We start from the raw sequence: 25,911 nt of genomic DNA, 5'->3' as shown, positions 1-25,911 counted from the left end.
GGAGAACAATAAAAATGATCTTCACCCAGGAACACGAAGCACTGCGCCGCACCGTTCGCCAATTCGTCGATCACGAGATCAACCCGCACGTCGAGGACTGGGAAAAGGCCGGGCGTTTTCCGATCCACGAGATCTTCCGCAAGGCCGGCGACCTTGGCTTGCTGGGGATATCCAAACCGGAAAAATTCGGCGGCATGGGGCTGGATTACAGCTATTCCATCGTCGCCGCCGAAGAGTTCGGCACCATCCATTGCGGCGGGATCCCGATGTCCATCGGCGTGCAGACCGACATGTGCACACCGGCGCTGGCACGCTTCGGCTCTGATGAACTGCGTGAAGAATTCCTGCGGCCGGCGATAACCGGCGAACAGGTCGGTTGCATTGGCGTCTCCGAAGTCGGTGCCGGTTCCGACGTGGCCGGCTTGAAAACCACCGCACGCAAGGACGGCGACGACTACGTGATCAACGGCAGCAAGATGTGGATCACCAATTCGCCGAGCGCCGATTTCATTTGCCTGCTGGCCAATACTTCGGACGACAAGCCGCATATCAACAAGTCGCTGATCATGGTGCCGATGGACACACCCGGCATCAGCCTCAGCTCGCACCTCGACAAGCTCGGCATGCGCAGCTCGGAAACCGCCCAGGTGTTTTTCGACAACGTGCGCGTGCCGCAACGCAACCGCATCGGTCACGAAGGCGCGGGGTTCATGATGCAGATGCTGCAATTCCAGGAGGAACGGCTGTTCGGCGCGGCGAACATGATCAAGGGCCTGGAATACTGCATCGACAGCACTATCGAGTATTGCAAGGAGCGCAAAACCTTTGGCAATGCGTTGATCGACAATCAGGTCATCCACTTCCGACTCGCCGAATTGCAAACCGAAATCGAATGCCTGCGGGCGCTGGTCTATCAGGCTACGGAGCAATACATCAAAGGTCAGGACGTCACGCGTCTGGCGTCGATGGCGAAACTCAAGGCCGGGCGCCTGGGCCGCGAAGTCAGCGACAGCTGCCTGCAATATTGGGGTGGCATGGGCTTCATGTGGGACAACCCGGTGGCCCGCGCCTACCGCGACGTGCGACTGGTATCGATTGGCGGTGGAGCGGATGAAATCATGCTGGGGATCATCTGCAAACTCATGGGCATCCTGCCGGGGAAAAAGAAATGAGCCCCCTGCCAGTCTGCGAGACGTTATTGTTCGAACCGCATAACGGCGTGTTGCACATCACCCTCAACCGCCCGGAAAGCCGCAATGCCATGAGCTTGCAGATGGTCGCCGAGTTGCGTTCGGTGCTGTCGGCAGTGCGCAATGACCGTGAAATCCGGGCCTTGGTGATCGGTGGAGCCGGCGGGCACTTCTGCGCCGGTGGCGACATCAAGGACATGGCCAATGCCCGTGCTCAAGGAACGTCGGCCTACCGCGATTTGAATCGGGCTTTTGGCGCGCTGTTGCAAGAAGTGCAACACGCGCCGCAGGTGGTAATCACGGTTTTGCAAGGCGCGGTGCTCGGCGGTGGTTTGGGTCTGGCGTGCGTCAGCGATGTGGCCCTGGCAGATCATCAGGCGCAATTCGGTCTGCCGGAAACCAGCCTCGGCTTGCTGCCCGCGCAGATCGCGCCGTTCGTGGTTCAGCGCATCGGTTTGACTCAGGCGCGCCGATTGGCGCTGACCGCGGCGCGGTTCGATGGCACCCATGCACGGCGTATGGGGTTGGTGCATTTTGTCGAACATGACGCGCAAGCCTTGGCCGAGCGGCTCGATGAAATTCTGGCCCATGTGCTGTGCTGCGCGCCGGGGGCGAATGCGAGGACCAAAAAGCTGTTGCTGGCGAGTGCGGGACAGCCATCGGACGCATTGCTGGATGAGGCGGCCGAGTGGTTCAGCGAAGCAGTGACCGGGGCGGAAGGGGTCGAGGGGACTATGGCGTTCGTGCAAAAACGTAAACCGGGGTGGGCCCTTTAAAAGCTTCGCGGGCAAGCCTCGCGCCTACAGGATCACCTACACCTGTGGGAGCGGGCTTGCCCGCGAAGAGGCCATCCCATTCACTGCAAAAACAAGGGAACAACCCATGCCCGGACTCAGCAAAATCCTGATCGCCAACCGCGGTGAAATCGCCTGCCGCATCCAGCGCACCGCCCAGGCGTTGGGCTACCGCACCGTCGCCGTGTTCAGCGACGCAGATGCCATTGCCCTGCACGTGCAAATGGCCGACGAAGCCATCAACATCGGCCCGGCCCCGGTGCAGCAATCCTATCTGAACATCCCGGCCATCCTCGACGCAGCCCGCCGCACGGGCGCCGACGCGATCCACCCCGGCTACGGATTCCTCTCGGAAAACGCCGGGTTCGCCCGCGCCAGCCGGGATGCCGGCCTGACCTTTATCGGTCCCAGCCCCGAAGCCATCGAACTGATGGGCAGCAAGCGCCTGTCGAAACTCGCCATGCTCGAAGCCGGTGTGCCGTGTATCAAGGGCTATCAGGGCGCCGAGCAGGACGATGCGACGCTGACCCGCGAAGCCGAACGCATCGGCTTTCCGCTGATGATCAAGGCCAGTGCCGGCGGTGGTGGACGGGGCATGCGTCTGGTGCACGAGGCCAGTGATTTGCTGACGCAGATCCGCACCGCGCGCTCTGAAGCGCTGCATGGGTTTGGCAGCGATGAGCTGATCCTCGAACAAGCATTGATTGACCCGCGTCACGTCGAGGTTCAACTGTTCGGCGACCAACAGGGCAACCTGATCTACCTTGGCGAGCGCGACTGTTCGATCCAGCGTCGCCACCAGAAAGTCATCGAGGAAGCGCCCTGCCCGGTCATGACCGCCGAACTGCGTCAGGCCATGGGCCAAGCTGCACTCAAGGCTGGTCGCGCGGTGAACTACGTTGGCGCTGGCACCGTGGAGTTTCTGCTGGATGCGCGCGGACAGTTTTACTTTCTGGAAATGAACACCCGGTTGCAGGTGGAACACCCGGTAACAGAACTGATCACTGGCCTCGATCTGGTGGCCTGGCAGTTGCACGTCGCCGAAGGGTTGCCTCTGCCGTTGCACCAGGATCAGGTGCAACTCACCGGCCATGCCATGGAAGTGCGCTTGTATGCCGAAGACCCGACCCAAACCTTTTTGCCACAAACCGGGCGGCTCGCAGCTTGGGAGCCGGCATCGCAGGGCGGCGTACGAATCGATCACGGCCTGATCGAGGGTCAGCAGGTCAGTCCGTTCTACGACCCGCTACTGGGCAAGATCATCGCCCACGGCGCCACCCGTGAAGAAGCCCGGCGCAAGTTGCTGCGGGCGGTGCAGGACAGCGTGCTGCTGGGCCTGGCGAGTAATCAGCGCCTGCTTGCCCGCCTGCTCGAACATCCGCAATTCATCAGCGGCGAGTTCAACACGGGGTTCATCCCGAGGCATTTCGCCGGCCATCCCTGCCTGCATCCTTATGTACCCAGCGCCGAAGAACTGGCGATTGCCGCTGCGCTGTTCTATCAGGCTTCAGCGCAGGCTCATCCCGCCGCACTGGCCGGCTGGCGCAATAACGCCAGTGTGCCGCTGCACTATCGTATCGGTTTGGAGGATCAGGATTGGCCGGTGAAATTGAACGCGGTACCGGGCGAACCCTTCCGGATTCATGTCGCGAAGCAGGCCTTCGAACTGAGCCTCATCCAGTGCGACGGACGCTGGGCCACCCTGGAAATCGATGGCATCCGCCAGCGTCATGCCTATCGCCTCGAAGCCGGACAACTCTGGCTCTTCACCCGGCCCGGAAGTCTGCGGCTGATGGATTGCACACAGGTGCAGGTCAGCAGCGAGACCAGCGCCAGCTCCGGCACGCTCAAGGCACCGATGGACGGCGCCATCGTCGATGTGTTGGTCACTGAAGGCAGCCCGGTCAGCAAAGGCCAACTGCTGGTAGTGCTGGAAGCCATGAAAATGGAGCATCCACTGAAATCGGGCATCGACGGCGTGCTCAGACGCTTGCAGGTCAGGGTCGGCGATCAGGTGAAAAATCGTCAGATTTTGTTGGAGGTCGAATAACCCGCTAGGCGGATCCGCCGGGTTTGGCTACGCTCAAGCCCTATCAGGATGCGGATACCAGGAAACCTGCAATGCCTCACTGGCTGGTCATTGATCTGGAAGCCACCACCGATGAAGGGGGTTGGCCCGTTACGGAAATGGAAATCATCGAAATCGGTGCCACGCTGGTGGACCGCCAAGGTCGGGAGCTGGATTGTTTCCAGCGTTTCGTGCGCCCGCTGCGCCGGCCCCTGCTCACGCCTTTTTGCCGGGAGCTGACCCGCATCACCCAGGCCAACATCGACAGCGCTCAGCCGTTGACTGAGGTTTGGCCCTCCTTCGAACGCTGGCTCGGCCAACATCATTCGAGGCTGGAAGGCTGGGCCAGTTGGGGCGATTACGACCGTAAGCAACTGCTTCAGGAATGGCAGCGCCTGCAACTCGACAGCCAACTGAGCCGCGTGCCGCACATGAACCTCAAGCAGCGCTTTGCCAAGGCCCGACGTCTGGATCGCCCGCTGGGGCTCAACGGTGCGCTGCAACTGGCGGGCATGCAGTTCGTCGGCCAGCAACACCGGGCGCTGGAGGATGCGCGCAATACAGCGCGTCTGTTACCGCTGACTCTCCCGCTTTAGAGAGGTGACGCCGCCAAGGGCCTTGTGCATACTGGCCGGCCCTTTTAAGCCCTTTTCGAGGAATCGCCCATGTTTAAAGTCAACGAGTACTTCGACGGCACCGTCAAGTCGATCGCCTTTGGCACCACTGAAGGTCCGGCGACCATCGGCGTCATGGCTCCGGGCGAATACGAATTCGGCACCAGCCAGCGTGAAATCATGCACGTGGTGACCGGCGCCCTGACCGTCAAACTGCCGGACAGCTCCGACTGGGAAACTTTCGAAGCCGGCAGCCAGTTCAACGTGCCAGCCAACAGCAAATTCCAGCTGAAAGTGGCGGCCGACACCGCTTACCTGTGCGAATACCGCGGCTAACCCCGGGTTCTCACAGCAAAAAAAAATGCCCGTGTCTTTAGATACGGGCATTTTTTTATTGAGGGTCGTTTTATTCCAGGATCGTGACCGGCATGCCGACTTCGAGTTGACCATTGCCATCGTTGACCAGATTCTGGCCAAACATCGCCCCATCCTCCTGAGCGCGATATTTTTGCAGCGTTGCCAGCGGCTCACGATCATCGCTGCGTAAACCGGTTTGCGGATCGATAGTGGTCAGAATGCAGCGTGAACACGGCTTGACCACGCGAAACTCGACATCGCCGATGCGGATACGCTTCCAACCATCTTCGGCGTAGGCGTCAGTACCCTCGATGACCAGATTCGGTCGAAAGCGCAACATTTCCAGCGAACGCCCGACCTTGCGCGACAAATCTTCCAGAGATGCCTGCCCGATCAGCAACAGCGGAAAGCCATCGGCGAAGGCCACCTGATCGTCGTCCCTGCCGTAGCCCGCCTGAGTAGTGCGCGCGCGATCCAGAGGAATTTGCACCAGGCGCGTCGGCTTGCCGATGAACTCGCTGACCCAGGCACTGGCCTCGTCACCGGCATCGGGCACTCGCAAACTGTCTTTAAAGATGGTCACGCCACGCAGTTCAGCGTCGTTGGCGGGCAAGGCGATATCGATCGGCGAGTGGCCGGGGGCGCTGAGGGTCAAGCCACCGTCAACATTCCACAACGCCGACAACTGGCTCATCTGTCCCACGACACGCTGGGTCAGGAAGCGCCCGCTGGCCTCGTCCACCAACATCCAGCGTCGATCCCCGTCCAGACCCAGTTTGTCGAGGCTGACCCTTTGCAGAGGCTCGCCCTTGCAGGATTTCAAAGGATAACGATAAAGCGCGCTCAGACGCAGCATGGCCAGCTTCCTGTTGGGCAAAACTGCCACCCTATACGAGCTTTGCCGGCGAATCAAAGACCAGGAATGACTGCATACCCTGTGGGAGCGGGCTTGCTCGCGAAAGCGGTTTAACATTCAACATTTATGTCGACTGTCCCACCGCTTTCGCGAGCGAGCCCGCTCCCACAGGTTGATTGCTCGTGTCGTGATCAGGCAGGCACTTCGTCGAGCATCAGACGCTGGCGCACCACGTCGACCAGTTTGTCCGGCTGGAATTTGGAGAGAAAGTTGTCGCAACCGACCTTTTTCACCATCGAGTCGTTGAAGCTGCCGGACAGCGACGTGTGCAGCACTACGTAAAGTCCGCGCAGACGCGGATCGTTACGGATCTCGGTGGTCAGGCGATAGCCGTCCATTTCCGGCATCTCTGCGTCGGTGAAAATCATCAGCAGTTTGTCTGTCATGTTGACGCCGGTATCGGCCCAGCCCTTGAGCATGTTCAGCGCTTTCAGGCCATCGCTGGCGATGTGCATTTTCACGCCCAATTGGCCGAGGGTGTCGCGCAATTGCGAGAGCGCCACGTTGGAGTCATCCACCAGCAGCACTTCGCGGCCACGGGCGCGTTCCAGTACCGGATCGTCGAGCTTGTCGCGGGACACCTTGGCGTTGTAAGGGACGATTTCGGCCAGGACTTTCTCGACATCGATGATTTCCACCAACTGATCGTCGACCTTGCTGATGGCGGTCAGGTAATGCTGACGGCCAGCGCTGGTCGGCGGCGGCAAGATGGCTTCCCAGTTCATGTTGACGATGCGGTCCACGCCGCCGACCAGGAACGCCTGCACCGAACGGTTGTACTCGGTGACGATGATGGTACTGGTCGGGCTCGGCACCAACGGACGCATGCCGATGGCCTGGGACAGGTCTATCACCGGTAACGTCTGGCCACGCAAGTTGACCACACCGCAGACAAACGGATGGCGCTGGGGCATCAAGGTCAGCTTCGGCAGCTGCAACACTTCCTGAACTTTGAAAACGTTGATCGCGAACAATTGCCGACCCGCCAGCCGGAACATGAGAATTTCCAGGCGATTCTCACCCACCAGTTGCGTGCGTTGGTCTACCGTGTCGAGAATGCCGGCCATCAATGACTCCTAAGCTTGTTCTATTGAATTCACTAAAGAGGGTTATCGGCTGTTTTTGCCGGACCTTGACCCCCATACAAATGCTACGCCCGGGCATTGATGTCACATTAACATCATGTTTTACTGGCCACCTCAATTGATCTGCTTTAATCCCTGCGGCGCGACTACGGTTAGCACGTAAGGTTCCCGCGCGTAAGGGATTCCCCTAGTAACAATCAGGCCCAACCTGATATTCGCAATATCCAATAGCCATTAATGTGACGCCATTCTCATTGCATGAACGGAGTCAGGCTTTTGTGTGCGATCGCAGGTCAGTGGCCATCCACCCTCTCGAGTTCCACTGCCTGCATCCCGGCCGGACGGAGCGCGATCCCACAACGGCACTGCAACGCCGGGACCCTGCTCGTCCTCGCAGACACACACGACATTCCCTCACTTGACATGACGTTGTGGAGATAAGCATGCCGAACGACCGTAAAGAGTGGGCCCAGCGGCTCCCGGAGTTTCTCGTCGAGGCTGAAACACTCCTGGCCAAATCCGAGGAATGCCTGAGTCATTTGCAATTGATCAGCAATGACAAGGACGCCATTGACTGCATGATGAGCACCCTCCTCAAACTGGCCAACAAGGCCGATGCCCTCGCTTTTGTCGCCGTTTCAGAGTTCTCGCTGCACATTCATGGTCTGCTGAGTCATGCCCAGAACCGTGTAGACCTGCATGATCAGGCGCTCAGAGCGCTGAAAGACTGTTTCACATTGATGGCGTGGCAGCTCGAACTGATCGATCAAAACACCGGTCAGTTGGGCCTGGATGACAGCGAACAGACATCGCTGATCGAGGCCTTTGCCTTTCAGATCGGACAAAGCCAGTTTCAGCCACCCGCTCATTCAAAACCGTTCAGTCTCGTTTCTTTTTCGGAACGCCAGGCATAATTTTCCGGGTAACTCTGCGATGGCCCATCTTCATATTGCCACGCAGCCACTCTGCAACTTGCGCACGCTCATGTCGCAATTGAACACTTCATATCTGTCCACGACAGCCCGATACAAAACCCTTCCTGCCGGCAAACTTTTCCACTGTGGAACAACGTCCAGACCCTTTGTTTGCTGACTGTGCAGACCTATATTCCAAACGCGACCAACGGTATCTTAAGTGGTAGTATGCCGACCATTAGTTGACGTCAATTAATGGCAGAGTGACTCAGACAGAGACCCGTCCGTCAACATGACCGGTCTGCCCGCAGCGAACATCCATTGGCTCCATCCGCTATGTACGCCAGCCTCAAGTCAATCACCATGTGGCCACCCTCCCGAGAAAACGCGCGCCGGTTCACGCTGTTGCTGTATGGCTGCTCGGCGCTCGGCAGTCTGGCGATCTACAGCCTGTCCGCTCGCCTGCCACTGGGTCTGCTGCTGCTCCATATGGCGGCGCTGGCTTGCGTTCTGGCGCAGCATTGCCTCTCGCGCAAGTCTATAAAGTTCGAACCCCAGGAACTCGCCGACCGATTATTGAAGGTTCAGGAAAACGAACGTCACCGGCTCAGTCGGGAGCTGCATGACGATATCGGCCAGTTACTGACCGCGGCAAAACTTCAAAGTGAATGGCTCAAACGCCGAATGCCCGAAGAGCTGCAAGATCAATGCTTGGTGCTCTGTGACACGCTGGAAGAAACCCTGACCAAAGTTCGTGATGTATCGGCCATTCTCAATCCGAGGCAGCTGGCCAGCCTCGGGCTGGAAGCCAGTCTGCGTGCGCATTTGCTCAAGACACTGAGCAATGCACCGGTGCACTGGAGCCTGGAGTGCCACTCACGATTGACCGGTATACCGGAAGAAATGGCCGTGGCCGCTTTTCGAATCACTCAGGAAGCGGTGACCAATGTATTGCGCCATGCTGAAGCGAAGAATCTGTTGGTTCGCTTGCAACGCCAGCCTCAAGGCCTGACGCTGTTGATCAGCGATGATGGCTTGGGTTTCGCGCCGGCGACAGATCCCGGCCGTGAGGGACAACGTGGAATGGCCGGGATGTCGGAACGGATCAACCAGTTGGGCGGCACTCTGCGCGTAACCAGCGAACCGGGCAAAGGCACTCAAATCGAAGCTCTCTTCCCGTGGGCGCCCCGTGCGCTGGAGCGGGCCAGTACGAATAAGGTTTTGCATTGACTTGTAACTTACTTTTGGTGGATGACCACTCGCTGATCAGGGCTGGCGTGCGCGCTCTGGTGCTGGATATCCCCGGCTACGCGGTAATCGGTGAGGCCAATGACGGCTCGCAGTTGCTTGAGATGGTCGAGCGACTGTCCCCGGACATTGTGCTGCTGGATATTTCCATGAAGGAAACCGGAGGCCTTGAAGCCTTGCAGCGACTCAAGCGAGTACGTCCGCAAAGCAAAGTGCTGATCCTGTCGATGCACACCGACCCGGCGCTCATCATGCAAGCACTGGAATCCGGGGCCCACGGCTACCTGCTCAAGGACACAACGGCCACCGAACTCGAACATGCGCTGGATGCCCTGCGCAATAACGAACGCTACCTGAGCCCGGCCATTGCCCATACCGTCATCAACCAGGCGCTGACCCGAAACCAGAAGCACCAGTCGGAATCCGCCGACTCGCACAACCTGACGGCGCGCCAGCTGGAAATCCTGCGGCTGATCGTTCGCGGAAAATCCACCCGGGAAATCGCCAACGGCCTGGGCCTGAGCATCAAGACGGTTGAAACACATCGCTCCCAGGTCATGAAGCGCTTGCAAATCTACGACGTCGCAGGCCTGGTGCTGTTCGCCGTGCGAGAGCAAATCATCAGCCTGGACGATTGATCGTTGCTGTAACACTCAGCAGTGGCGAATTCTCGGGTAAATGCACCCGCAGCGCCGCCGGGCGCGTTGAGAAGCGCAGACTGTCACCTTCCAGTGGTTCGCCATCAAGGTTGATGTAGAGGCCTTCCGCGACCTTGATCTCGACCCATGGCAAGCGAGCGCGCACAAACATGTTGTCGATACCAAAGCCATCAGTCAGCAAGTCTCTCAATGTGCCGACCACTTCCTGCGGCGCAGGCAAAATGCTGATATCCAGCAAACCGTCGTCCGCCAGCGCCTCCGGGCACAGCACATGGCCACCGCCCGCCTGGCGGCCGTTGCCGATACCCAGCGCCAGCAACTCGCCTTTCCACTGAAAATCCGGCCCGTGCAGCTCGCCATAGGCCGCATGCAACTCACTGAAACGTGATAATCCGGTGAACAGATAAGCCGCGCCACCCAGTACTTTTTTCAGCTCTTCCGAGGTGTTCGCCGTGACTTGGCTGCCAAAGCCACCCGTGGCCATGTTCAGGAACACCTGCTCGCCGACCTCGCCCAAATCGATGGCACGCGGTTCAACGTCCAGAAGATTCAAGGCTTCAGCGGGCTCCAGAGGCACACCGGCAGCGCGGGCGAAATCATTAGCGGTTCCCAATGGCATCAGCACCAGACTGGCCTGCGTCGAGTGCGCCGCCATGGCCTCGGCAATATCGCGCAGCGTCCCGTCGCCACCGCCGGCGATGACATGGGTGTAGCCAGCAGCCAGCGCTTCATTCACTAACCGCTGGGCGTCGCCGGCCTCCCAGGTCAGTCGAACAGCCAATTCCCAACCTTGTGCGCGCCTTTCTTCGACGGCTGCCCGGACTTCCTCGTTGAGCGCTTGTTTGCCGTGCAGAATCAGCAGTGCCTTGTGTTCGCCCATTTCGGTCACTCCCATGATTGAATTCCGTATGGGAATGTGACCCCGTTGCGCCCCATAAAAGTCGAAAAAAAATGAATTATTTCAAGTCGCGCGGTATTGAGGTCCTACAAGGCGGGATTTTTTCTTACAAAACCTGAGGAATCGGCTCAATTGACCCCCAACGCCGATTGGTACAACTTGGCGGTACGGTTTATCAGTCATCAGCAGGAACTACAGGGACGTATTATGCAAAGCCAGGACATCAGGTTGCCGGTTACACCGGTCACACCACTCGCAGAAAGGCGGGCCAGCTATCAAGCCGAATTCAATAAATGCGCAAAACCCACTGGAGAAGTTGAAATGGAACCTCGTGTCGTTGAATTGGAAACGCACCTCAAGTACATCCGTAGGGACATGGAAGAAGTCCGGGGTGACGTCAAATCCATCAAACACAGACTCGCCTACTCAGCCGGCGGAACAGCCGTGGTTCTATGGCTTCTGGGATGGATCGCCAATAGCCGATTCGACCAGTTGGTGTCGCTTCTCGCTCGATAAGAGGGCGCCATAATCGCAAAACCCGGTTCGATGAGCCGGGTTTGTGTGGCGGATGTGCGGCAGGGATCAGTACAGGACTTCGCTTAGCGGGATGAAGCCGACGCTGTCACCTTCCACCAGCGTGCAATCTTCCATGACTTCGACCAGACCATCGGCCCATGCAGCGCTACGCAGAACACCCGAGCTCTGATTCTTGTAAATGATAGCCCGGCCGCTCTCCAGACGTCCTCGCAAGTACTCGCGTCGATTGCCTGCCTTGGGCCAGACAAACCCTGCCGGCACCTGCACTTTCAAGGGTTCAACGTCTTTTACACCCTGACGGCGCAAGAGATAGGGCCTCGCCAACAAGGCAAAGGTCACGAGGGTCGACGCCGGGTTACCGGGTAGCCCGATCACCGGAACCCCACGAAAATGCCCGAACGTCAGCGGCTTGCCTGGTTTGATAGCGAGTTTCCACAACGTGAGCTCGCCCTCTTCGCGAAGCGCAATGCCTAGAAAATCGGCTTCACCTACCGATACACCACCGGTCGACAGTATCAGGTCGACATTCTTTAACTCGCCAAGGCGAGCACGAGTCGTCTCAAGGTTATCTGGAAGAATGCCGGCGTCGATCACTTCACAGCCCAAACGCTGCAGCCAGCTGCAGAGCAACACTCGGTTGCTGTTGTAGATCTGGCCCGGCCCCAGCGCCAGACCAGGCTCAACCAGTTCATCGCCGGTGGAGAGTACCGCAACGCGCACCTTGCGAATCACATCCAGCTCAGCGCATCCCAGTGATGCAGCGAGCCCCTGCTCGATCGCTCCAAGGCGTGTGCCCGCAGGCAGGATGAGCTCACCGACGGTGGTTTCCTGGCCCTGCGGACGGACGTTTTGTCCTGACCTGAGGGCTTCGATGAATCGTACTCGCTCACCGGTCAGGACCTCGGTGTTTTCCTGCATCTCGACACAATCGGCACCTGCAGGAACAGGCGCACCGGTGAAGATTCGCGCGCAGGTGCCGGGCTTCAAAGGCTCCGGAGCGTTACCTGCAAATATCTTCTGGCTGACCGGCAACGGCTCTCCCGTCCAGTCGGCCATGCGCAAGGCGTACCCGTCCATCGCACTGTTGGGCCACGGCGGCAGATCAAGCGTCGATACCAGGTCAGCGGCCAACACCCGGCCTTGAACCTGCGCCAACGGCAAGCGTTCCCGCTCGGCAATCGGCGTGGCTTCGGCCATCTCCAGCAAGCGCGCCAGTGCTGTCTCTACGGCCATCAGGCTGCCAGTCTTGCCTGGCTTACCCGCGGGATTCACAGGGTGCCGCCCGTTTCAGATGAACAACGAAATTGCACGGGCGGTGCCGGGAATCCAGTTGCTCGGCAAGAATGCCATCCCAACCAGTGCGCACGGCGTTGGTCGAGCCCGGCAGGCAGCACACCAGCGTGCCATTGGCGAGACCGGCCAGCGCCCGGGATTGAACAGTGGAGGTGCCAATATCCGCCACCGAAATCTGGCGGAACAGCTCACCAAAGCCATCGACCTGCTTGTCCAGCAGGCAGCTCACCGCTTCGGGCGTGCTGTCGCGGCCCGTGAAGCCGGTACCGCCGGTGATGAGCACGACCTGCACGACATCGTCAGCAATCCAGTTGGCCACTTGCGCGCGAATTTTGTAGAGGTCATCTTTTAGCAGAACCCGGAACGCCAGGTTATGCCCGGCAGCACTCAAGCGGTCGACAAAAACCTGGCCTGACGTGTCGGTTTCCAGTGTACGGGTGTCGCTGACCGTCAGCACCGCAATGTTGAGCGGCGCGAAAGGTACATCAGCCTTGGCTTTCATAGGCTCTTCCAGTTGTAGGAGAAACAGCCCGGTGTTATATCACAGCGCCCCTTTTTTTTGCCGCCCCCATGGAGACCTGCCATGACCTTGACTACACAGTTGTCACCCTGCTCCATTCTGCTCCTGGCAGGTGGTCGCGGCCAACGTATGGGCGGTCAGGACAAAGGGTTGATCGAGTGGCATGGCGAGCCACTGATTGCACATCTTCATCGAAAAACCCGCCTGCTGAGCGATGACCTGATCATCTCCTGCAACAGGAACCTGGAAAAATACGCACCCTACGCCGACCGGTTGGTCCATGACGACGAAGGTGACTTTCCGGGACCCTTGGCCGGTATTCGTGCTGGCCTGAAGGCCGCTCGCCATGAATATCTGATGGTTTTGCCGTGCGATGTACCGCGCATCGATGCCGCGTTACTAAACAGCATGCGCAAAGCTGCCAGTCAGTATCCGGACAAACCCATGATGTTGCGTCATGGGGAGCACTGGGAACCGTTGCTCTGCATCATCCCCGTAGCCCTGAGCGAAGCGTTCGAAAGTGCCTGGCAGGACGGCGAACGCAGCCCGGGCCGCATCATGCGCAAGCTGGGCGCGATTGCCCTGCAATGCCCTGAAAACGATCCTCGCTTGGCCAACCTTAATACCCCGGCGCTGTTAATTGCTCACAACAACGTGTCAGATTGACACTAGCCACGGAACTTGCGCGTGTTGTATACGTCTCACGCTCAGTAACCAAAAGAATTCCACTCGGAGACACTCTCATGACACAACGGACCCTCGCCACTTTCATGCTCGCATTGGGCCTCGCGACCCTTGCCGGTTGCGCATCGCCTACTGTGATCACCTTGAATGACGGTCGCGAAATCCAGGCCGTCGACACACCCAACTATGACGACGAAGCAGGTTTCTACGAGTTCGAACAACTGGACGGCAAGCAAACACGCGTAAACAAGGATCAGGTTCGTACCGTTAAAGAGTTGTAATCCTTACGGCGATACCGGTACAGAGAGCCCGCTGCAAGCGGGCTTTTTCATGGCTGGAAAATGGCCATCACCATTGCAGGGTAATGGTGCTTTCAAAATCTCGCTGCTCACCGGTAACCGGGTCCACAAACCGCAGCCCCTGAGCCAGAAGCTTCAACGGATTGGCATAGTCGTCTTCGACATCCTTGAGCACGTGCGGATAGAACGGGTCATTGCAGATGCTGGCGCCCAGCGCCGTCATGTGTACCCGCAGCTGATGCTTCTTGCCCGTCACCGGATAAAGACCGTAGCGCCAGAGATCCCCGTTCTTCTCCCTGACTTCGACAGCTGTCTCGGTATTGCTGACGCCCGGTCCTTCCTGCATGCGGAAGAAAGGCTCGCCATCGATGAGCCGACTCTTGTGGACCAAGGGAAAGGCCCGTTCAGGCAATGCCATGGCAATGGCTTCGTAGCGTTTTTCGATCTGCCGCGTGGGAAACAACGACTGGTAGGCAGAACGGCTCTGAGGGTTGGCTGAAAACAACACCAGCCCCGCCGTATGCCGGTCAATGCGATGCAAAGGCACGAGATGCGGGTTATCAAGTCGACGGATCAACCGTCGTAACAGCGTCTGTTCCACGTATTCGCCCGCGGGCGTCACTGGCAGAAAATGCGGTTTGTCTGCCACCACCAGATGCTCATCCGCATACAGAATCGATTCGATCGCAGGGATAGGTTTTTCGTCCGGTACTTCCCGAAAGTAGTGAATTCGCAGACCTTCCTTGTAAGCAAGATCAAGCGCAATTGGCACGCCTTGTCCGTCAAGGACGCGGCCACGAGCAACTCTGTCCAGCCACTGTTCGCGACTGATGGCACTGAAGCGTTCACACAGGCAATCGAATACGGTCTGCCACGGCCCAGGCGGCAAGTAAAGTGTGCTGGCCTGGTTGTGTGCAGCAGAAAAAGATGAAGTGGACATACGAAAGCTCTGACTCACAAAACAGGGCGACATTATCCAGCAGTGACCGGAACGAACCTAGAACAGAATCCTCAGGCTGGTATCGACTGCGCCCGCGCGGCCGCTTCGGTGAATTCCTTGAGCCAGCGCAATACATCGACCGCTTCCCAGCGCCCCGGATCATAAAGTGCGTACAACAACCCCTGATAGCCCACGACATCCAGCGGACGGTGATAACCCGCACGCTGGAAGAGTGCTTCGATTTCGGCGAAACAGGTATTGAAATGCAATTTGTTGAACGGGGTTTTCCCTTCCGTGACAAGGCCATCCAGGCGCAATTCGAGGACGGCTTCATGCACCACGTCCACTGACATCCGATTCACGCTGTTCTTCAATTGTTCGACATTGACCAAAATTCTTCCCTCTGACTTCCGGGATCACCTGCCCAACCTGCACCGGGGCATATATGACAGGCAAACCGGGCAACTGTATGAACATACAGTAACCGAATAACCTGGATTTCGCCAATGACCGGAACGAAAACCGCGACGGACGGGAATCAAAAGGCTGTCGGGATCAATGCAGGAACGCCACCACCTGCTCGGCATCGAACGGCCAATCGAGCTCGGCACCGGTATCGCGGCGTCGCAGTACCGGGATGCGCAAGCCGTAGTCTTCGACCCAGTCTTCGTTTTCCGCGATGTCGACCAACTCCACCAACAAACCGTGCTCGACCAAGGGCATCAGTTCTTCTTCGGCGACTTCACAAAGATGGCACCCAAGGGTGCCGAACAGCTGACATTCAGGAGGCATGAGCACAGACCCGGCAAAGTAGGCGTACATTCTAGGCCTGCGATCAGAAGCAGTCGAGTCGCTGAACCCAGCGCTCCCTGACTCAATCCTGGCTCACGGCGCCGATTTTGTGCACCGACAGGTCAGCGCCGGAATACTCTTCTTCCTGGCTCAGGCGCAGGCCATGAAGCGCCTTGATCACGCCATACACCGCAAAGCCGCCCGCCAGCGCCACGACCACTCCCAGCGTGGTTCCGATCAACTGGCTGATCAGGCTCACACCGCCCAGACCACCCAATGCACGCTGGCCGAAGATACCGCAAGCGACTCCGCCCCAGACACCGCACAGGCCGTGCAACGGCCAGACACCCAGTACGTCATCGATGTGCCATTTGCCTTGGGCGGCAGTAAAGCACCAGACAAACAGCGCTCCGGCGATAGCGCCTGTCACCAGCGCTCCTACCGGGTGCATCAGATCGGAGCCGGCACAGATTGCCACAAGCCCGGCCAGCGGGCCGTTGTGCAGAAAGCCCGGGTCATTGCGCCCGACGATCAGCGCCGCCACGGTGCCACCGACCATGGCCATCAGCGAGTTCACAGCCACCAGCCCGCTGACCCCTTGCAAGGTTTGCGCGCTCATAACGTTGAAACCGAACCAGCCGACGATCAGGATCCACGACCCCAACGCCAGAAACGGGATGCTCGAGGGGGCAAACGCCACCAGTCGTCCGTCGCGATAGCGACCTTGTCTTGGCCCGAGCAACAACACCGCCGCCAGTGCCAGCCAGCCGCCCATGGCGTGAACCACCACCGAGCCGGCGAAATCATGGAAACTGGCGCCAAAGCGCTCCAGCAACCAGGCTTGCAGACCAAAATTACCGTTCCAGATCATGCCCTCGAAAAACGGATAGATGAACGCTACGATCAGTGCCGTGGCACACAACTGCGGCACGAACCTGGCGCGCTCGGCGATGCCCCCGGAAACGATCGCGGGTATAGCTGCCGCGAACGTCAGCAGAAAGAAAAACTTCACCAGGCCGTAACCATGATCGGCAGTGATCACCGCCGCCGGTTGGAGGAAGTTCACCCCGTAGGAAATCCAATAGCCTATAAAGAAGTAGGCCAGGGTCGAAATGGCGAAGTCGCTGAGGATTTTCGACAAGGCGTTGACCTGGTTTTTTTGTCGAACAGTACCGACTTCGAGAAAGGCAAAACCGGCGTGCATGGCCAAAACCATGACAGCACCCATCAAGATGAACAACGTATTGGAGCTATGGACCAGACTGTCCACAGCGCTTTGCAGATTTTCCATGGAGTTGGCAGACCTGAAGGTTAAAAAGCACCAAAGCAGTTCGCACACCTGATTCATGCACCAAGTTGCAACCTGTCAGGATCTACACATTGACCCTGATGAGCTGTTTTGGCGCACACAGTTTGAACTTTTGCGCGAGTTTTGTTTTTTTGAGATAAGGATTTGCTCGATTACTGCTCACCAACCGCGCAATTACGCAGGCTGGCGCACCACGACGTAGCAAAAGTTGTACCAGTGATTTGTACTGAACCTTCACGCAAGGCTCATACTCGAACGCAACAGAAGCCACTTACGGAGATCACCAATGGCCAGCATCAAGGCAAAGACTGCTCAAGAAATCCTGATGAACGATTTTCAGACACTGGTCAGCGACACTGAACGGTTGCTGGAACACACTGCAACGTTGGCTGGCGATCAGGCTGATGAGTTGCGTGAGCAAATACACGAGAGTCTGCTGCGTGCACGCGAAACCTTGAAACTGACCGAAGACTCCTTGCGCGAACGCGGTAAAGCCGCCGTTACCGCCACCGAAGACTATGTGCAGACCAATCCATGGCAATCGGTCGGGATCGCGGCGGGTGTGGGTTTTCTGATCGGTCTGCTGGCAACGCGGCGCTGATTATGGCAATCGGCGAATCCGGCTCGTCCGCGACGGGCCCTAGCTCCTCACCGCGTCGCTTGGGTGCCGCATTCCTTGGATTACTGCACAGCCATGTCGAACTGTTCGGCATCGAATTGCAGGAACAAAAAGCCCGCACCGTCAGCCTGTTGCTGTTCGCAGGTCTGGCACTGGTGTTTGCCTTGTTGTTGCTGGTGGGGTTATCCACGCTGGTACTGATCCTGTTTTGGGACACTTACCGTCTGCCTGCCATCATCGGGCTCTGTGTGTTCTACACCCTTGCCTGCATCTTCTGCGGGATGCGTCTGAGAGCGGCGATCTTCGATGAGTCTTCGCCGTTTCATGGCACTCTGGAAGAATTGGCCAATGATCGGGAGCGCCTACTGCCATGAACCTGCCTGAACTGCCTCACAACAGCTCGCGCACGGAAATGCGCAAGGCGCTGATTCGCTTGCGCATGGAAATGCATCGCCAGGAAATTCGCCATGAATCCGCGCAACTGCTGCAACCCTTGCAGCGGGTGCGCGGGATGACGCAAAACCTGCAGGACGGTTTCGGCATCAGCCATGCCCCGCTCTGGGGCATAGCGGCAGTGACCTTGCTGGGTTTTTTGACCGGTAAGGGCGCACGGAGTGGCGGCACAAGCAGCCTGACGCGACTCGTTAGGCTTGGCACCACACTGGGGCCGCTGATCAAGCTGGTCATGCAAGGCACGCCTCGACATTAAGCCGCTTTCTGGCTGCATTCTTGCAACATCACTGGGATGAACCTCTTTATCGAGAGGTTCACACCTGCGTGCCTACCTGGCCATCAGGTTTCATCCAAAAACAAGAGCAACTAAGGAGGCCTCGTGATCGACGGGCAACCGCTTGCCTGCTTTCAACCGTTCATCGATACCGCCACGGGCCGTATCGCCGGCGTCGAGGCATTGGGTCGACTGCGCCAGGCCGATGGGCAACTGGCCTCTGTGGGACCGCTGTTTGCCGACCCGCGAACCCCTGCCGTCGCTCTCCGTCGTCTGGATCGCCAGATCCGTGATAACGCCTTGAGCCGTTTGCACGAAGCGCCCGCCGACTGGTTTCTCAGCCTGAACATGTCGCCGCGCTGGATCAGTCGCTTGCGCCCGGACCAGGCTCTGCCTAGCCTCAAGCAATTGAACCGGCATGGCGTCGACCCACAGCGAATCGTTTTTGAAATCACCGAACTGGACGGCGACATCCAGCGTCTGGCAGACGTGGTAGCGCAATATCGGCGAGCAGGTGCACGGATTGCAATCGATGATTTCGGCGCCGGTTACTCGCAGCTCGATCGCGTGCTCGCCCTGCGACCGGACATCCTCAAGCTGGATATGCGGCTGTTCCAGGCCGCTGCGTTAGGCGGGCCCAGCAGTGACGTGGTCAAGGCCCTCGCACAAATGGCGGAAAAAACCGGTTGCTGGATCATTGCCGAAGGAGTGGAAACCGAAGCGCAACTGAATTTTGCCCTGGAGTGTGGCTCGCGCTACGTGCAGGGTTTTCTGTTCGCCCGCGCGCAAGTTGAGTTCTTTGCCACCGACGCTTTTGTCGAGCGCTTCGCCGAGCTGCGCCAACGCTATGTCCTGCAGAAACTGGCTGAGCGCAATCGGCTTATGAGCATGCGTCAGCAACTCAGCGAGCTGATGGCGATCCTGCAAAACTGGGCGCAAGCTCTCGCGCCGCTCAGTGCCTTGCCACAGCTGGACGCCTTTCCCTGGCTGTTGCGCTTCTATCAATGCGACCGCCACGGCACGCAACTGACGCCGAATCTTGAATGGCGCAACAACGGCTGGGAAGCCGACAATCGCTACCTGGGACACAACTGGTCATGGCGTCCCTACTTCTATCATTTGTTGGCAGAGGGTTGGGATGAGCGCCGGTTGACGCTTTCCAATACTTACCGTGACGCCACCAGTAACCAGTACTGCCTCACTGCCGGACAGTTTTTCAATAACGGCGAGCGACTGCTACTCATCGATATCGATGCCGCCGGGCTGTAGTTCCGCTTGCAGGCATCGGTGTGAAACGGGAAGCTAGGCACTCAGTCACCTGACGGAGAGAACCAGCCTTGGATTGGCAAACCCTGCTCACCCGCGAACGCCTCGGAAAGACTTTGCACAGCCCGGAAGAGCTCGGCCGTAGCCCTTTTCACAAAGACCACGACCGCATCATTTTCTCCGGAGCTTTTCGCCGCCTCGGGCGAAAGACGCAAGTCCATCCGGTCACTAGCAACGATCACATCCACACGCGCCTGACCCACTCCCTGGAAGTCAGTTGCGTCGGCCGTTCGCTGGGTATGCGCGTCGGCGAAACCATCCGCAGCGCACTGCCGGACTGGTGCGAACCCAGCGACCTTGGCATGGTGGTGCAATCGGCTTGCCTGGCCCACGACATTGGCAATCCACCCTTCGGTCACTCCGGCGAAGACGCGATCCGACATTGGTTCCAGCAAGCCGCCGGCCGTGGATGGCTGGACGCAATGAGCGACGTCGAACGCAATGACTTCCTCAATTTCGAAGGCAATGCCCAAGGCTTCCGGGTGCTCACCCAGCTGGAGTATCACCAGTTCGATGGCGGCACCCGGCTGACCTACGCCACACTGGGTACGTATCTGAAATACCCATGGACGGCCAAGCACGCCGATTCCCTGGGTTACAAAAAGCACAAGTTCGGTTGTTATCAGAGTGAACTGCCGCTGCTGGAGCAGATTGCTCATAAACTCGGCCTGCCGCAACTTGAGGAACAGCGCTGGGCACGCCATCCGCTGGTGTATTTGATGGAGGCCGCCGATGACATCTGCTACGCGCTGATCGACCTCGAAGATGGCCTGGAAATGGAGTTGCTGGAGTACGCCGAAGTCGAGTCCCTGTTGCTAGACCTGGTGGGCGACGATCTGCCGGAAACCTATCGTCAGCTCGGCCCGCGGGATTCGCGGCGGCGCAAACTGGCAATCCTGCGGGGCAAAGCCATCGAGCACCTGACCAACGCCGCAGCCCGCGCCTTTGTCGAGCAACAGGACGCGTTGCTGGCCGGCACGCTGCCTGGAGATCTGGTGGAGCACATGCACGGTCCCGCCAAACGCTGTGTACTGAATGCCAAAGACATGGCGCGCAAAAAGATTTTCCAGGACAAGCGCAAGACGCTGCACGAGATCGGCGCCTATACCACGCTGGAAATCCTGCTCAACGCCTTCTGCGGCGCGGCACTGGAACAGCACAACGGTCGGACACCGTCATTCAAGAGTCGGCGCATCCTCGATCTGTTAGGCAACAACGCGCCCGACTCCCACGGCCCGCTCCACACTTCGTTCCTGCGCATGATTGATTTCATCGCTGGCATGACCGACAGCTATGCCAGCGAAATGGCGCTGGAGATGACGGGCCGTTCGAGCCGTTGATAAACCCCGGCTGATCAGCCATTACGCCATCAGGAATGGCTGATCAGCCACTTAAAGCCTAAATGCGTTCAGCGTTCGCCGAATTCCCCTACACCTCACGCCGAGCTAACTGATCGATTGCTCGCCAAGCTCGCGAAATAATGCGAGGCCCTCTGTATGAGATAAAAAGCGTGAGTAATCCCAAGGTCGAAGACGATTTGCGCATCCTGCTGGTGGAAGATCATCCCTTTCAACTAAGAGCGACGCAATACCTGCTTGAAAGTTACGGTTTTACTCAACTGACGACCTCTGACAGTGCCCATGGGGCCTTACAACAAATGCTCGCGGCGGTGCAACCGTTTGACATTCTATTGTGCGACCAGTGTTTACCCGATCTTCCCGGGCTCGACCTGGTCAAATTCGCCAGTCATCGAGGAATGATCAGACAAGCAATACTGTTAAGCAGCCTGACGTGCACAGAACTTGAAGGACTCGAGAAAATCGCGAATGCACACGGACTGCCCTTACTTGGCTATTTGATAAAACCATTGAAACAATTCGAATTCAGAAAATTACTGAGCTCAATTCAATTATAAAAAATGATCTCGCCCCCTCTGCCAACAATTTTCCAAACTTAAGAAACAATATTCTGAAACATCGACTTCCTACCAACTACCTAGCCCGCCTTCATTTAAAACCTAGTTGATTCGTAGTCCCATTCCTTTTCGCCTGTAGGACTGTTCCTATATTGCTGCTTGAGGTCGGTCAGTTCATGCGTCCCACCAACTATCTGGGCTAAGGTGCGCGCTTTATCTGAGCTCGTTTGGGATTTGATTATGAACTCCGTTTTTATTGTCGACGATCACCCTGTTATCCGCCTTGCCGTCCGAATGTTACTGGAGCACGAAGGTTACAAAGTTGTCGGCGAATCCGATAATGGGGTCGATGCCATGCAGATGGTTCGCGAATGCATGCCAGACCTGGTCATTCTCGATATCAGCATTCCGAAATTGGATGGCCTTGAAGTTCTCGCGCGCTTCAACGCAATGAGTACACCGCTGAAAACACTGGTATTGACTGCGCAGTGTCCGACATTGTTCGGTATTCGCTGCATGCAATCGGGCGCGTCAGGTTATGTCTGCAAACAGGAAGACTTGAGTGAACTGGTCAGTGCCATCAAAGCAGTATTGTCAGGTTACAACTACTTCCCCAGTCAGGCCCTGAATCCTGTCCGAGGTGATGATGTGCGTTGCGCCGAGCTGGAGCTGTTCAAGTCAGTCAACGACAGGGAACTGATGGTGCTGCAACTTTTTGCACAAGGCCGCACCAACAAGGAAATTGCCAAAGGCATGTTTCTCAGCAACAAGACCGTCAGCACCTATAAAAAACGACTTATGCAAAAACTAAAGGCCAAATCCCTGGTTGAACTCATCGAGATGGCAAAACGTAACGCATTAGTGTGAGACACAGGATGCCCCGTCGTATAAAGGATTATCTGATTCTCGTGGCTGCAGGTTTATGCCTGAGCACTTCAGTGCCTGCTTCGCAGACTGCCAGCGAACACTTCACCCTGCTCAGTCGTTCGTCTATCAGGCATCTGGACGTCCAACTGGATCCATCACAACGACAGTGGATAACAAGTAAGCGCGAACTGATCCTGGGAACGTCGGCCCCGGACTATCCTCCTTTCGACCTGACTGTCAGCGGTAGGGACTATGAAGGTTTCACCGCCGATTACGCAGGTATCCTCGGCAAGACCCTCGGTTTGCCGGTGAAGGTCCAGCGCTTTGCGTCCCGCGGGGCTGCCATCAAGGCGCTTGAAAAAGGCGAGGTCGATCTGCTCGGCACTGCCAATGGATTTGAGGCTCATAATGCCGATATCGTGCTGTCTACACCCTACGCCGTGGACCAGCCGGTTCTGGTGACGCGTGAAGGAGAAACCCGATCCCTGACCGATGGCCTTGCCGGCTTGCGGCTGAGCATGGTGTATCACTACTTGCCACTGGAGGAAGTCAGGGCCCTGTACCCCAAAGCGATCATTACGTCCTATCCGTCCTACCAGAATGCGATCAATGCAGTGGCCTTTGACCAGGCCGACGTCTTCCTGGGCGACACCATCTCGACCCATTACATGATCAACAAGGGTTACCTGAACAACATCCGCATGGCCAACTTCGGCAAACACGAAGCCCATGGTTTCAGCTTTGCCGTGCACAGGCACAACCCGGAGTTGCTCGGGATCATCAATGCCATGCTCATGGCCATCCCCGCCAGCGAACGGCAGAACATCGCCGAGCGCTGGAGTGCCGGCAGTGACATCCTTCTCACCGACCAGAAGTTACAACTCACCGACCTCGAGCAACAGTGGCTGGCGCAACATCCGATTGTGCGCGTTGTGGTCAATGAGGCCCTTGCGCCGTTGTCGTTTTTCGACAGCAATGGCAATTTTCGCGGCGCCACAGCAGACTTGCTCGAACTGATCAGATTGCGTACCGGTCTGCGTTTCGACATCCGTCGCAGCCGAAGTGATGACGAGATGATCGAACAGATCAAGAACAATAAAGCCGATGTGATCGCCGCCCTGCTCCCCAGCGCCGAACGTGAGACGGCACTGAACTTCACCCGCCCCTATCTGCAAAACTCCTTTGTCCTTCTGACTCGAAAAGCTGCGGACAGCCCGGCAAACCTTGAGCAGTTGGAGGGCAAACGCCTGACCATCGCCCAGGGCAACCCACTGGTGGACTACCTGCGCCGCGAATTCCCGCGGATCAAGTTAATTGAAACACCGGACACGTTCAGCGCCGTGGAGTTGCTCGCCGAGGGCAAGGCAGAAGGTGCGGTGAACTCACTGGTCATCGCCAACTACTTCATTTCATCACGGCTTTTTGAGCACACACTCCAGATCCGGACCACCATCGGCACCCGGCAGGCCGCGTTTTCCCTGGCAACCGGGCGAGAGGCCAAAGAGCTGAACGCCATCCTCAACAAGGCACTCCTGAGCATCGCACCGGAAGAACTGGGCATCATCAACAGCCGCTGGCGTGGCTATTCGGCGTCATCGCAAAGCACCTGGCGCAATTACCAGCAAATGTTCTATCAGATTGTTATCGGGGCCGGCGTGCTGCTGCTGCTTTCCGCGGCCTGGAATGCCTACATGCGTCGCCAGATCAAACAGCGTCAGGCGGCCGAGCGAGCGCTGAACGAGCAATTGACTGAGCGGCGCCAACTGTTCGAGGAGCTGCGCTGCGCAAAGGAGCGCGCTGATGAAGCCAACCGCGCCAAAAGCACGTTTCTGGCGACCATGAGCCATGAGATCCGCACACCGATGAACGCCGTCATCGGCATGCTCGAACTGACGCTGAAGCGCATCGAGAGGAACCATCCAGACCGCCCGGCCATCGACGTGGCCTACAACTCGGCCAAGGACCTGCTGGAGCTGATCGGCGACATTCTCGACATTGCACGGATCGAATCCGGGCGTCTGAGCCTGAGCCCTGAACGGGTGAATCCGAGTGAAATCGCGGGGTCGGTCGTACGGATCTTCGAGGGCCTGGCTCGTCAGAAAAACCTCGAACTGCTGCTGGAACTCAACCCGGCCAATCCGGCGATCGATGTCCTTCTGGACCCGATGCGTTTCAAGCAAGTGCTGTCGAACCTGGTCAGCAACGCCATCAAATTCACGGAACAGGGCCAGGTCAGGATCACCATTGAGTTGATTGCGACGGCTGAACCCGAGCAAGTCCTGATGCTGTTGCAGGTTGAGGACAGCGGCATCGGGATCAGCGAACAGGATCAACGACGACTGTTCGAACCTTTCGCCCAAGCCGATGAAACCGGACAGTCAGGCAGAGGCGGCGCCGGCCTTGGCCTGGTGATCAGCCGAAGTCTGTGCGAAATGATGGGCGGCAGCCTGCACTTGGGCAGTCAGCCGGGAGTCGGCACGCAGGTTCTGGTTTCGTTGCTTCTGCCCACTCTGCCAGTGGAGCAGGTGCAGCAAACCATCGAAACGCCAATCCAAATGTCCACTGTGCCTTTGAACATTCTGGTGGTCGACGATCACCCGGCCAATCGCTTGCTGATGTGTCAACAACTGGAATTTCTGGGCCACCGGTTCAGCATTGCCGAGGACGGTAACGCAGGCTTGGAGGCTTGGAAAATCGAGCTGTACGACCTGGTGATTGTCGACTGCAACATGCCGGTCATGAATGGATACGAACTCGCTCGCGCTATCCGAGACCATGAACGGCGATCCGGTCGTCCCCCCTGCACCGTTTTGGGCTTTACCGCCAACGCCCAACCGGAAGAACTACAGCGCTGCAAACAAGCCGGGATGGACGACTGTCTGTTCAAGCCGCTGACGCTGACCGCTTTGAGTCAATGGGTTGCGGGTATCGTAAAGACCGATCGCGGTCCCGCCTTCAGCCTGAAAGGGCTGCACCTGTTGACCGGGGGCAACCCGGCAATGGACCTGCGACTGTTGACCGAACTGCTTGGCAGCAACCGTCTGGACCGACAAGCGCTGCAAGCGTTATCCCGCTCAAACGATCCGCAGTTGTTTCTCGATATCGCCCACAAGATCAAGGGCGCAGCCCGGATTGTCCAGGCCACGCGTTTGATCGATAGCTGCGAGGCGCTCGAACAGGCCTGTCATCCAGTTGTTCATCGTGATGCAGTCGCCGAATGCAGGTTGGCCGTCGAACGCGCAATGCTCGAACTTGAGCAGGCATTGCAGCAACAAATTGCTGAAAACGACAAAAGCAGAATGGTGGAGCCTTAACTATGCTTGGTCGCTGAGCAGTGTGT

The 25,911-nt window shown here is 57.9% G+C and carries 28 protein-coding genes; 19 read left to right on the top strand and 9 right to left on the bottom strand.

The features are described from left to right. The first annotated feature begins 14 nt into the window (after positions 1–14). From atuD to ppnP, 5 genes are all read left to right on the top strand, one after another. Entirely contained in the window at positions 15–1,172 is a 1,158-nt protein-coding gene (atuD, locus tag ACYZT9_RS09020; RefSeq protein ID WP_462009472.1) for a citronellyl-CoA dehydrogenase, read from the top strand. Then, positions 1,169–1,966, top strand: coding sequence for an enoyl-CoA hydratase/isomerase family protein (locus ACYZT9_RS09015; protein WP_462009471.1), 798 nt, complete (start codon positions 1,169–1,171; stop codon positions 1,964–1,966). The genes atuD and ACYZT9_RS09015 overlap by 4 nt, the downstream gene beginning before the upstream one ends. 106 nt (positions 1,967–2,072) lie before the next feature. Next, positions 2,073–4,034: an acetyl/propionyl/methylcrotonyl-CoA carboxylase subunit alpha gene (locus ACYZT9_RS09010; RefSeq protein ID WP_462009470.1), complete on the top strand. Its 1,962-nt coding sequence runs from the start codon at positions 2,073–2,075 to the stop codon at positions 4,032–4,034. 71 nt (positions 4,035–4,105) lie between these two features. Further along, the gene (locus ACYZT9_RS09005; protein ID WP_462009469.1) at positions 4,106–4,648 is read left to right on the top strand and encodes a 3'-5' exonuclease; all 543 of its coding nucleotides are present in this window, start codon (positions 4,106–4,108) and stop codon (positions 4,646–4,648) included. A 69-nt stretch (positions 4,649–4,717) separates the two neighbouring features. After that, entirely contained in the window at positions 4,718–5,002 is a 285-nt protein-coding gene (ppnP, locus tag ACYZT9_RS09000) for a pyrimidine/purine nucleoside phosphorylase (protein ID WP_462009468.1), read from the top strand. Between the two features lie 70 nt (positions 5,003–5,072). On the opposite strand, the gene ACYZT9_RS08995 is transcribed toward ppnP, so the two are convergent. Together ACYZT9_RS08995 and ACYZT9_RS08990 are read right to left on the bottom strand one after the other, a co-directional pair. Then, positions 5,073–5,879: an MOSC domain-containing protein gene (locus ACYZT9_RS08995; protein WP_462009467.1), complete on the bottom strand. Its 807-nt coding sequence runs from the start codon at positions 5,877–5,879 to the stop codon at positions 5,073–5,075. A gap of 191 nt (positions 5,880–6,070) precedes the next feature. Continuing rightward, positions 6,071–7,006: a chemotaxis protein CheV gene (locus tag ACYZT9_RS08990; RefSeq protein ID WP_008030297.1), complete on the bottom strand. Its 936-nt coding sequence runs from the start codon at positions 7,004–7,006 to the stop codon at positions 6,071–6,073. Positions 7,007–7,467: 461 nt separating this feature from the next. Here ACYZT9_RS08990 and ACYZT9_RS08985 point away from each other — a divergent pair, with 461 nt between their 5' ends. From ACYZT9_RS08985 to ACYZT9_RS08975, 3 genes are all read left to right on the top strand, one after another. Continuing rightward, positions 7,468–7,938 (top strand): hypothetical protein, encoded by a 471-nt coding sequence (locus tag ACYZT9_RS08985; protein WP_462009466.1) that lies wholly within the window; start codon positions 7,468–7,470, stop codon positions 7,936–7,938. A 336-nt stretch (positions 7,939–8,274) separates the two neighbouring features. Next, complete coding sequence (locus ACYZT9_RS08980) at positions 8,275–9,168, top strand: sensor histidine kinase (protein WP_462010185.1); 894 nt, start codon at positions 8,275–8,277, stop codon at positions 9,166–9,168. Continuing rightward, entirely contained in the window at positions 9,165–9,824 is a 660-nt protein-coding gene (locus ACYZT9_RS08975) for a response regulator (protein ID WP_462009465.1), read from the top strand. Before ACYZT9_RS08980 ends, ACYZT9_RS08975 begins: the two co-directional genes overlap by 4 nt. Here the strand turns inward: ACYZT9_RS08975 and yegS are convergent. Next, the gene (yegS, locus tag ACYZT9_RS08970; protein ID WP_462010184.1) at positions 9,808–10,725 is read right to left on the bottom strand and encodes a lipid kinase YegS; all 918 of its coding nucleotides are present in this window, start codon (positions 10,723–10,725) and stop codon (positions 9,808–9,810) included. The two genes, ACYZT9_RS08975 and yegS, sit on opposite strands and share 17 nt — an antisense overlap. 225 nt (positions 10,726–10,950) lie before the next feature. On the opposite strand from yegS, the gene ACYZT9_RS08965 reads away from it, so the two are divergent. Continuing rightward, complete coding sequence (locus tag ACYZT9_RS08965; RefSeq protein ID WP_462010183.1) at positions 10,951–11,259, top strand: hypothetical protein; 309 nt, start codon at positions 10,951–10,953, stop codon at positions 11,257–11,259. 66 nt (positions 11,260–11,325) lie between these two features. Here ACYZT9_RS08965 and ACYZT9_RS08960 read toward each other — a convergent pair whose 3' ends face one another. Together ACYZT9_RS08960 and moaB are read right to left on the bottom strand one after the other, a co-directional pair. Next, complete coding sequence (locus tag ACYZT9_RS08960) at positions 11,326–12,513, bottom strand: molybdopterin molybdotransferase MoeA (RefSeq protein ID WP_462010182.1); 1,188 nt, start codon at positions 12,511–12,513, stop codon at positions 11,326–11,328. Between the two features lie 22 nt (positions 12,514–12,535). After that, positions 12,536–13,075: a molybdenum cofactor biosynthesis protein B gene (gene moaB, locus ACYZT9_RS08955; RefSeq protein WP_462009464.1), complete on the bottom strand. Its 540-nt coding sequence runs from the start codon at positions 13,073–13,075 to the stop codon at positions 12,536–12,538. A gap of 81 nt (positions 13,076–13,156) precedes the next feature. Here moaB and mobA point away from each other — a divergent pair, with 81 nt between their 5' ends. Beyond that, positions 13,157–13,759 carry a molybdenum cofactor guanylyltransferase MobA gene (gene mobA, locus ACYZT9_RS08950; protein WP_462009463.1) on the top strand — a complete coding sequence of 201 codons (603 nt, stop codon included), beginning with the start codon at positions 13,157–13,159 and terminating at the stop codon, positions 13,757–13,759. Between the two features lie 77 nt (positions 13,760–13,836). Next, positions 13,837–14,058 carry a YgdI/YgdR family lipoprotein gene (locus tag ACYZT9_RS08945; protein WP_462009462.1) on the top strand — a complete coding sequence of 74 codons (222 nt, stop codon included), beginning with the start codon at positions 13,837–13,839 and terminating at the stop codon, positions 14,056–14,058. Positions 14,059–14,125: 67 nt separating this feature from the next. Here ACYZT9_RS08945 and ACYZT9_RS08940 read toward each other — a convergent pair whose 3' ends face one another. The 4 genes from ACYZT9_RS08940 to ACYZT9_RS08925 all read right to left on the bottom strand — a co-directional run bounded on the left by ACYZT9_RS08940 (position 14,126) and on the right by ACYZT9_RS08925 (position 17,099). Then, complete coding sequence (locus ACYZT9_RS08940) at positions 14,126–15,016, bottom strand: pseudouridine synthase (RefSeq protein ID WP_462009461.1); 891 nt, start codon at positions 15,014–15,016, stop codon at positions 14,126–14,128. 71 nt (positions 15,017–15,087) lie between these two features. After that, positions 15,088–15,408, bottom strand: a complete 321-nt coding sequence (locus tag ACYZT9_RS08935) for a transcriptional regulator (protein ID WP_462009460.1) — start codon at positions 15,406–15,408, stop codon at positions 15,088–15,090. Between the two features lie 163 nt (positions 15,409–15,571). Next, the gene (locus ACYZT9_RS08930; protein WP_462009459.1) at positions 15,572–15,808 is read right to left on the bottom strand and encodes a glutaredoxin family protein; all 237 of its coding nucleotides are present in this window, start codon (positions 15,806–15,808) and stop codon (positions 15,572–15,574) included. A gap of 82 nt (positions 15,809–15,890) precedes the next feature. Then, the gene (locus ACYZT9_RS08925; RefSeq protein ID WP_462009458.1) at positions 15,891–17,099 is read right to left on the bottom strand and encodes an ammonium transporter; all 1,209 of its coding nucleotides are present in this window, start codon (positions 17,097–17,099) and stop codon (positions 15,891–15,893) included. A gap of 304 nt (positions 17,100–17,403) precedes the next feature. Here ACYZT9_RS08925 and ACYZT9_RS08920 point away from each other — a divergent pair, with 304 nt between their 5' ends. The 8 genes from ACYZT9_RS08920 (at position 17,404) to ACYZT9_RS08885 (ending at position 25,885) form a co-directional block, all read left to right on the top strand. Then, positions 17,404–17,718 carry an ElaB/YgaM/YqjD family protein gene (locus tag ACYZT9_RS08920; RefSeq protein WP_462009457.1) on the top strand — a complete coding sequence of 105 codons (315 nt, stop codon included), beginning with the start codon at positions 17,404–17,406 and terminating at the stop codon, positions 17,716–17,718. 2 nt (positions 17,719–17,720) lie between these two features. Further along, the gene (locus ACYZT9_RS08915; protein WP_214377568.1) at positions 17,721–18,110 is read left to right on the top strand and encodes a phage holin family protein; all 390 of its coding nucleotides are present in this window, start codon (positions 17,721–17,723) and stop codon (positions 18,108–18,110) included. Then, positions 18,107–18,445, top strand: coding sequence for a hypothetical protein (locus ACYZT9_RS08910; RefSeq protein ID WP_462009456.1), 339 nt, complete (start codon positions 18,107–18,109; stop codon positions 18,443–18,445). Before ACYZT9_RS08915 ends, ACYZT9_RS08910 begins: the two co-directional genes overlap by 4 nt. Positions 18,446–18,568: 123 nt before the next feature. Then, a complete protein-coding gene (locus ACYZT9_RS08905) occupies positions 18,569–19,732 on the top strand; it encodes an EAL domain-containing protein (RefSeq protein ID WP_462009455.1) in 1,164 nt (387 codons plus the stop codon). Between the two features lie 68 nt (positions 19,733–19,800). After that, positions 19,801–21,129 carry a deoxyguanosinetriphosphate triphosphohydrolase gene (locus ACYZT9_RS08900; RefSeq protein ID WP_462009454.1) on the top strand — a complete coding sequence of 443 codons (1,329 nt, stop codon included), beginning with the start codon at positions 19,801–19,803 and terminating at the stop codon, positions 21,127–21,129. Positions 21,130–21,299: 170 nt separating this feature from the next. Then, positions 21,300–21,704, top strand: coding sequence for a response regulator (locus tag ACYZT9_RS08895; protein WP_462009453.1), 405 nt, complete (start codon positions 21,300–21,302; stop codon positions 21,702–21,704). A gap of 240 nt (positions 21,705–21,944) precedes the next feature. Continuing rightward, a complete protein-coding gene (locus ACYZT9_RS08890) occupies positions 21,945–22,571 on the top strand; it encodes a response regulator (RefSeq protein ID WP_462009452.1) in 627 nt (208 codons plus the stop codon). Positions 22,572–22,579: 8 nt separating this feature from the next. Continuing rightward, positions 22,580–25,885: a transporter substrate-binding domain-containing protein gene (locus ACYZT9_RS08885; protein WP_462009451.1), complete on the top strand. Its 3,306-nt coding sequence runs from the start codon at positions 22,580–22,582 to the stop codon at positions 25,883–25,885. Positions 25,886–25,911 lie beyond the last annotated feature (26 nt).

It is taken from the genome of Pseudomonas sp. ZT5P21 (assembly GCF_054897785.1).
This window is presented reverse-complemented; position numbering and strand designations above follow the sequence as displayed.

Coding starts and splice junctions, on each gene's coding strand:
- ACYZT9_RS08985 (WP_462009466.1), top strand. CDS start 7,468: ATGCCGAACGACCGTAAAGAGTGGGCCCAGCGGCTCCCGGAGTTTCTC.
- ACYZT9_RS08940 (WP_462009461.1), bottom strand. CDS start 15,016: ATGTCCACTTCATCTTTTTCTGCTGCACACAACCAGGCCAGCACACTT.
- ACYZT9_RS08960 (WP_462010182.1), bottom strand. CDS start 12,513: ATGGCCGTAGAGACAGCACTGGCGCGCTTGCTGGAGATGGCCGAAGCC.
- ppnP (WP_462009468.1), top strand. CDS start 4,718: ATGTTTAAAGTCAACGAGTACTTCGACGGCACCGTCAAGTCGATCGCC.
- ACYZT9_RS08980 (WP_462010185.1), top strand. CDS start 8,275: ATGTACGCCAGCCTCAAGTCAATCACCATGTGGCCACCCTCCCGAGAA.
- ACYZT9_RS08925 (WP_462009458.1), bottom strand. CDS start 17,099: ATGGAAAATCTGCAAAGCGCTGTGGACAGTCTGGTCCATAGCTCCAAT.
- ACYZT9_RS08885 (WP_462009451.1), top strand. CDS start 22,580: ATGCCCCGTCGTATAAAGGATTATCTGATTCTCGTGGCTGCAGGTTTA.
- atuD (WP_462009472.1), top strand. CDS start 15: ATGATCTTCACCCAGGAACACGAAGCACTGCGCCGCACCGTTCGCCAA.
- ACYZT9_RS09015 (WP_462009471.1), top strand. CDS start 1,169: ATGAGCCCCCTGCCAGTCTGCGAGACGTTATTGTTCGAACCGCATAAC.
- ACYZT9_RS09005 (WP_462009469.1), top strand. CDS start 4,106: ATGCCTCACTGGCTGGTCATTGATCTGGAAGCCACCACCGATGAAGGG.
- moaB (WP_462009464.1), bottom strand. CDS start 13,075: ATGAAAGCCAAGGCTGATGTACCTTTCGCGCCGCTCAACATTGCGGTG.
- ACYZT9_RS08910 (WP_462009456.1), top strand. CDS start 18,107: ATGAACCTGCCTGAACTGCCTCACAACAGCTCGCGCACGGAAATGCGC.
- ACYZT9_RS08890 (WP_462009452.1), top strand. CDS start 21,945: ATGAACTCCGTTTTTATTGTCGACGATCACCCTGTTATCCGCCTTGCC.
- ACYZT9_RS08920 (WP_462009457.1), top strand. CDS start 17,404: ATGGCCAGCATCAAGGCAAAGACTGCTCAAGAAATCCTGATGAACGAT.
- ACYZT9_RS08990 (WP_008030297.1), bottom strand. CDS start 7,006: ATGGCCGGCATTCTCGACACGGTAGACCAACGCACGCAACTGGTGGGT.
- ACYZT9_RS08965 (WP_462010183.1), top strand. CDS start 10,951: ATGCAAAGCCAGGACATCAGGTTGCCGGTTACACCGGTCACACCACTC.
- mobA (WP_462009463.1), top strand. CDS start 13,157: ATGACCTTGACTACACAGTTGTCACCCTGCTCCATTCTGCTCCTGGCA.
- ACYZT9_RS08915 (WP_214377568.1), top strand. CDS start 17,721: ATGGCAATCGGCGAATCCGGCTCGTCCGCGACGGGCCCTAGCTCCTCA.
- ACYZT9_RS08930 (WP_462009459.1), bottom strand. CDS start 15,808: ATGCCTCCTGAATGTCAGCTGTTCGGCACCCTTGGGTGCCATCTTTGT.
- ACYZT9_RS08945 (WP_462009462.1), top strand. CDS start 13,837: ATGACACAACGGACCCTCGCCACTTTCATGCTCGCATTGGGCCTCGCG.
- ACYZT9_RS09010 (WP_462009470.1), top strand. CDS start 2,073: ATGCCCGGACTCAGCAAAATCCTGATCGCCAACCGCGGTGAAATCGCC.
- ACYZT9_RS08995 (WP_462009467.1), bottom strand. CDS start 5,879: ATGCTGCGTCTGAGCGCGCTTTATCGTTATCCTTTGAAATCCTGCAAG.
- yegS (WP_462010184.1), bottom strand. CDS start 10,725: ATGGGCGAACACAAGGCACTGCTGATTCTGCACGGCAAACAAGCGCTC.